The following is a 4,170-nucleotide window of genomic DNA, read 5'->3' as shown; positions in this document are numbered from 1 at the left end:
TGCGGCGGGCGGCAAACCGGCATCGAGTGTGTCGAAGAAGACCGACTTTGTGGCTGCTGGTCCGGGGGCGGGGTCCAAGCTCGCCAAGGCCGAAGAGCTGGGAGTGCGCATCATCGATGCGGCGCAGTTCGCGATTCTCGTGACGGAGGGTCCGGACGCTCTGCCGCCCGCGTCGTCGGCGGGATAGCGCACGGGCACAGGGGCGGGTGCGCGCGGGCAGGCCCGTCGTAGTGCTTGCCTGCCAGCCAACCGGCCCGCCTGCCCGCTCGCCGACGGGCCCGCTCGCCGACCGGCCCGCTCGCCGACTGGCCTGCTCGCCGACGGGCCCGCCCGCCGACCCACCCGCCTGCCGACCCGCCGACCTGCCGACCCGCCTGCCTGCTCGCCGACCGGCCTGCTCGCCGGCCTACCCTTCGCGGCTTTCGCTGCGTTCGAAGCGCACGAACACGCCGTCGCCGGTGAGCTCGAGAATCTCGCCGTCGGCGCTCACGTTCACGCTGTCAGCCGCTTCGAGGGCGGCGAAATACCGACCCTCGAGCTCGTTCTGTTCTTGTTCGGCGCACCCCATCTCTGTGCGCGTGATCCCACCAATCTCGAGCGGACCCGTCGACCCCGCACCCGGCCCCCGCGCCACCGAGCCGCTATAGGCGTTGCACGGTGCTTGTCCGCTGACGGAGTCGCCGTCAAAGGTGAGGGTCACGGGTTGAGCCGAGTCGATGAACGCACCCTGTGTGTCGCTTCCGCTCGCGAGCACCCATTCGCCCTGCAGCGCCGTCGTGCCGCTCATGAGCCCGGCGCAGGCGCTCAGCAGCGGGATGCTCGCGGCCAGCATCCCGATCATGACCAGTGTGGGGCGGGGGCGGTTGCGCATGGGCTGACTCCTGTCTCGCGGTGTGCGTCGCGGGGCGCCGTGGGGCGGGGTGGCGCGCGGTGCGTCGCGCTGATGCTGTCACCCGTATAGACGCGTGTCGACCCGAGATCGTTGGGGCGAGCGCGCAACTGGAGCGCAACCCGCGCGCGCAACCCGAGTGCGCAACCCGCGCGCGCAACCCTGCCGGGCGCGCTCAGTAGAATGAAGAATCCCCTGCACAACCGTGTGCACACCCCGTGCGCACCGCACGCGCACCACGCGGGTCGACCCCGTCGGAGAGGCTGTATGTCTGAGATCACCCCCGAAGCGGTGGCCCATTTGGCCTCGCTCGCGCGCATCGCGCTGACTGAGGCCGAGATCGAGCAGCTGACGGGCGAGCTCAGCGCCATCGTTGATTCGGTCGCCAAGGTGCAAGAGGTCGCGACGTCCGAGGTGCCGGCGACGAGTCACCCAATTCCGCTCACGGGTGGACTGCGGGCCGACGAGCCCGGAATAACCCTGCCGACCGAGCAGGCCCTCGCAGGTGCGCCCGATCACGACGGCAGCCGGTTCCGCGTCACCGCGATCTTGGGAGAAGAGCAGTGAGCGCCGCAGCAACGCCGGGCGCCGGCTCGGCCGCCGAGTCACACGCCGCGTCGAACACGGGCGCGGTCGCGGGTTCGAGCGCCACGCCGCGCACCGGTTCCGGCGCAGGCTCGAGCGCTGACCTGACCCGCACCTCTGCTGCTGACCTCGCCGCCTTGCTCACCGCGGGCGAGGTCTCGAGCGTCGAGGTTACGCGCGCTCACCTCGACCGCATCGCGGCGGTCGACGGCGATGTGCACGCCTTCTTGCACATCAACGCTGCCGCGCTCGACACGGCCGCGCAGGTTGACGCTGACCGCGCTGCGGGCATCGCCTTGCCCGCACTCGCGGGTGTGCCGATCGCCATCAAAGACGTACTCTGCACGCTCGACATGCCCTCGACCTCGGGCTCGAAGATTCTCGAGGGCTGGATTCCGCCGTACGACGCCACGGTCGTCGCCCGTTTGCGGGCCGCTCGCATGGTTCCGCTCGGCAAGACCAACATGGACGAGTTCGCCATGGGGTCGAGCACTGAGCACTCGGCCTATGGGCCGACGAAGAATCCGTGGGACCTCACGCGCATTCCCGGCGGTTCGGGCGGCGGTTCGGCCGCGGCGGTGTCGGCCTTTGAGGCGCCCGTCGCACTCGGGAGTGACACCGGCGGGAGCATCCGTCAGCCCGCTGCCGTCACCGGGTCGGTCGGCGTCAAGCCCACCTATGGTGGCGTGAGTCGGTATGGCGCGATTGCGCTCGCGTCGTCGCTCGACCAGGTCGGTCCGGTGTCGCGGTCGGTTCTGGATGCTGCGCTCGTGCATGACGTCATCGGCGGGCACGACGTGCGTGACGCCACGAGCATTCCTGACGCATGGCCGTCGATGGCCGCGGCGGCGCGTGCCGGGCAGTCGGGTGACGCGCTTCGCGGTGTGCGCGTCGGCGTGGTGAAGCAACTCGAGGGCGACGGATTTCAGGCGGGCGTCAAGTCGGTCTACCACGAGACGCTCGAACTCATGGCTGCTGCGGGGGCCGAGATCGTTGAGGTCAGTGCGCCGCACTTTGAGTATGCGGTCGCGGCCTACTACTTGATCTTGCCGGCGGAGGCGTCGAGCAATCTCGCCAAGTTCGACTCGGTGCGTTTCGGTTTGCGCACCGAGGTTCCGGGCGGAACGGTCGAAGACGTCATGGGCGCAACACGCGAGGCGGGCTTTGGGCCCGAGGTGAAGCGTCGCATCATCTTGGGAACGTACGCGCTGTCGGCGGGCTACTACGACGCGTACTACGGCAGTGCTCAGAAGGTGCGCACGCTCATTCAGCGTGACTTTGCGGCGTGCTTCGAGCAGGCCGACATTCTCGTCTCGCCGAGTGCCCCGACGACCGCGTTCCGGTTTGGGGAGAAGCTTGCTGACCCGCTGGCGATGTACCTTAACGACGTGACGACGATTCCGGCAAACCTGGCGGGTGTGCCCGGTATGGGTCTGCCGATGGGCCTCGCGCCCGAGGACGGTCTGCCGGTGGGGCTGCAGCTCATGGCGCCCGCGCGGGAGGATGCGCGGCTCTACACCGCTGGTGCGGCGATCGAGCAACTGCTCGAGGCGCAGTGGGGCGGGCCGCTGTGGGCGAAAGCACCGGAGCTGCCCACGCGCTAGTCAGGCTGCGCCGCGCTAGTCAGGCTGCGCCGCGCTAGTCAGGCTGCGCCGCGCTCCAGCAGGATTCGTCGCGCTGGCCCGCTGCCTCTCTACACCACACCCGCGAGGGCGCGCTCGCGCTCGATGATCGGACTCTTGCTGGGCGCGGCAATCGGCCGTTGTTCGGGGTCGATCGACGCGGGCGGAATCAGCATGAGTTCGCCGTCGTGCCGCTCGAACCTCCAACCGTTGTTGTGCAGCAACAGGTGGTGATGTCGACAGAGCAGCACCCCGTGGGCAAGGTCGGTGGTTCCGCCTTCTGACCAGGGGACTATGTGGTGCGCTTCTGTCCATGAGGGTGGTCGATCACACCCCGGGAACCGGCAGCCTCCGTCGCGGGCGGCGAGAGCGATGCGCTGGCGGCGCGTGAAGAGTCTCGCTTCGCGGCCGAGCGCCACGACATCACCCCGGGGCTCGATGACGACTGGGATCACGCCGGAGGAGCATCCGTGCCGGTGGGCGGTCTGGATGCTCACCGGTTCGGTCTGCCCTTCGATGCGGGCGAGCCCGCGACCGGCACGGAGGTCGCGTTCGGCAACGATGACCTGCACGGCGGGTGTGCGAGTGCCGATGATGTCAGTCGGCGCAACGTCACCGCCGATGCGCACGAGGTCGACGAGGGCATCGAGCGCGAGCTGTTCGGTGGTGCGGGTGTCGCGCGTGATGCGCTCGGCGCGTTCGCGATCGCCAGCGCTGACGAAGCTCGGCCCTCCGCGGCGCGGAGACGTTGCGCCGTCAACCGCCTCACGCACGAGGGCGGCGGACTCGGGGTCGAGTAATCCGCTAAGGCGGGTCATGCCATCGGGTTGGCGGTGCAAGGAGAGGTAGCGACGATCACGCAGCGCTTGCTCACGTCCGGCGGCCTGTTCGGGCTGACCGTCGAAGTCGAGCAGAGCGCGAGCGGTGCGGGCACGCACGCCCAGTTGCTCGAGGGTGAGAACGACGGACTCTGCAACGAGTTGGGCGGCGGCGGCACTGAGCTGAGCGCTGGTGACGTGGGAGTCAGGGTGACCGAGCGCGCGGGCGATGACGTCGGCCGCATCAACGCTCAGC

5 protein-coding genes are annotated in these 4,170 nt (G+C 69.4%); 3 read left to right on the top strand and 2 right to left on the bottom strand.

Features of this window, described 5'->3' with window-relative positions; translation table 11 throughout:
- On the top strand, positions 1-187 hold a 187-nt coding region (locus SFU54_RS09285), incomplete at its 5' end, for a hypothetical protein (protein ID WP_319015996.1).
- A gap of 219 nt (positions 188-406) precedes the next feature.
- Here the strand turns inward: SFU54_RS09285 and SFU54_RS09280 are convergent.
- Positions 407-871, bottom strand: a complete 465-nt coding sequence (locus SFU54_RS09280; protein WP_319015995.1) for an META domain-containing protein — start codon at positions 869-871, stop codon at positions 407-409.
- Between the two features lie 285 nt (positions 872-1,156).
- Between SFU54_RS09280 and gatC the strand changes: the two genes are divergently transcribed.
- Positions 1,157-1,456 carry an Asp-tRNA(Asn)/Glu-tRNA(Gln) amidotransferase subunit GatC gene (gene gatC / locus SFU54_RS09275; RefSeq protein ID WP_319015994.1) on the top strand — a complete coding sequence of 100 codons (300 nt, stop codon included), beginning with the start codon at positions 1,157-1,159 and terminating at the stop codon, positions 1,454-1,456.
- A gap of 122 nt (positions 1,457-1,578) precedes the next feature.
- Positions 1,579-3,078, top strand: coding sequence for an Asp-tRNA(Asn)/Glu-tRNA(Gln) amidotransferase subunit GatA (gatA, locus tag SFU54_RS09270; RefSeq protein WP_319015997.1), 1,500 nt, complete (start codon positions 1,579-1,581; stop codon positions 3,076-3,078).
- Positions 3,079-3,167: 89 nt separating this feature from the next.
- Here gatA and SFU54_RS09265 read toward each other — a convergent pair.
- Positions 3,168-4,170: HNH endonuclease signature motif containing protein (locus SFU54_RS09265; RefSeq protein WP_319015993.1), on the bottom strand; the 1,003-nt coding region annotated here is incomplete at its 5' end.

Origin of the sequence: Microcella sp., from assembly GCF_033763155.1 — a bacterium.
GTDB lineage: Bacteria > Actinomycetota > Actinomycetes > Actinomycetales > Microbacteriaceae > Microcella.
The sequence above is the reverse complement of the archived record's forward strand: the minus strand, read 5'-3'. Positions and strand labels throughout refer to the sequence as shown.

Excerpts from the sequence above, each read along its gene's own strand:
- SFU54_RS09280 (WP_319015995.1), bottom strand. The coding sequence starts at position 871 with ATGCGCAACCGCCCCCGCCCCACACTGGTCATGATCGGGATGCTGGCC.
- gatC (WP_319015994.1), top strand. The coding sequence starts at position 1,157 with ATGTCTGAGATCACCCCCGAAGCGGTGGCCCATTTGGCCTCGCTCGCG.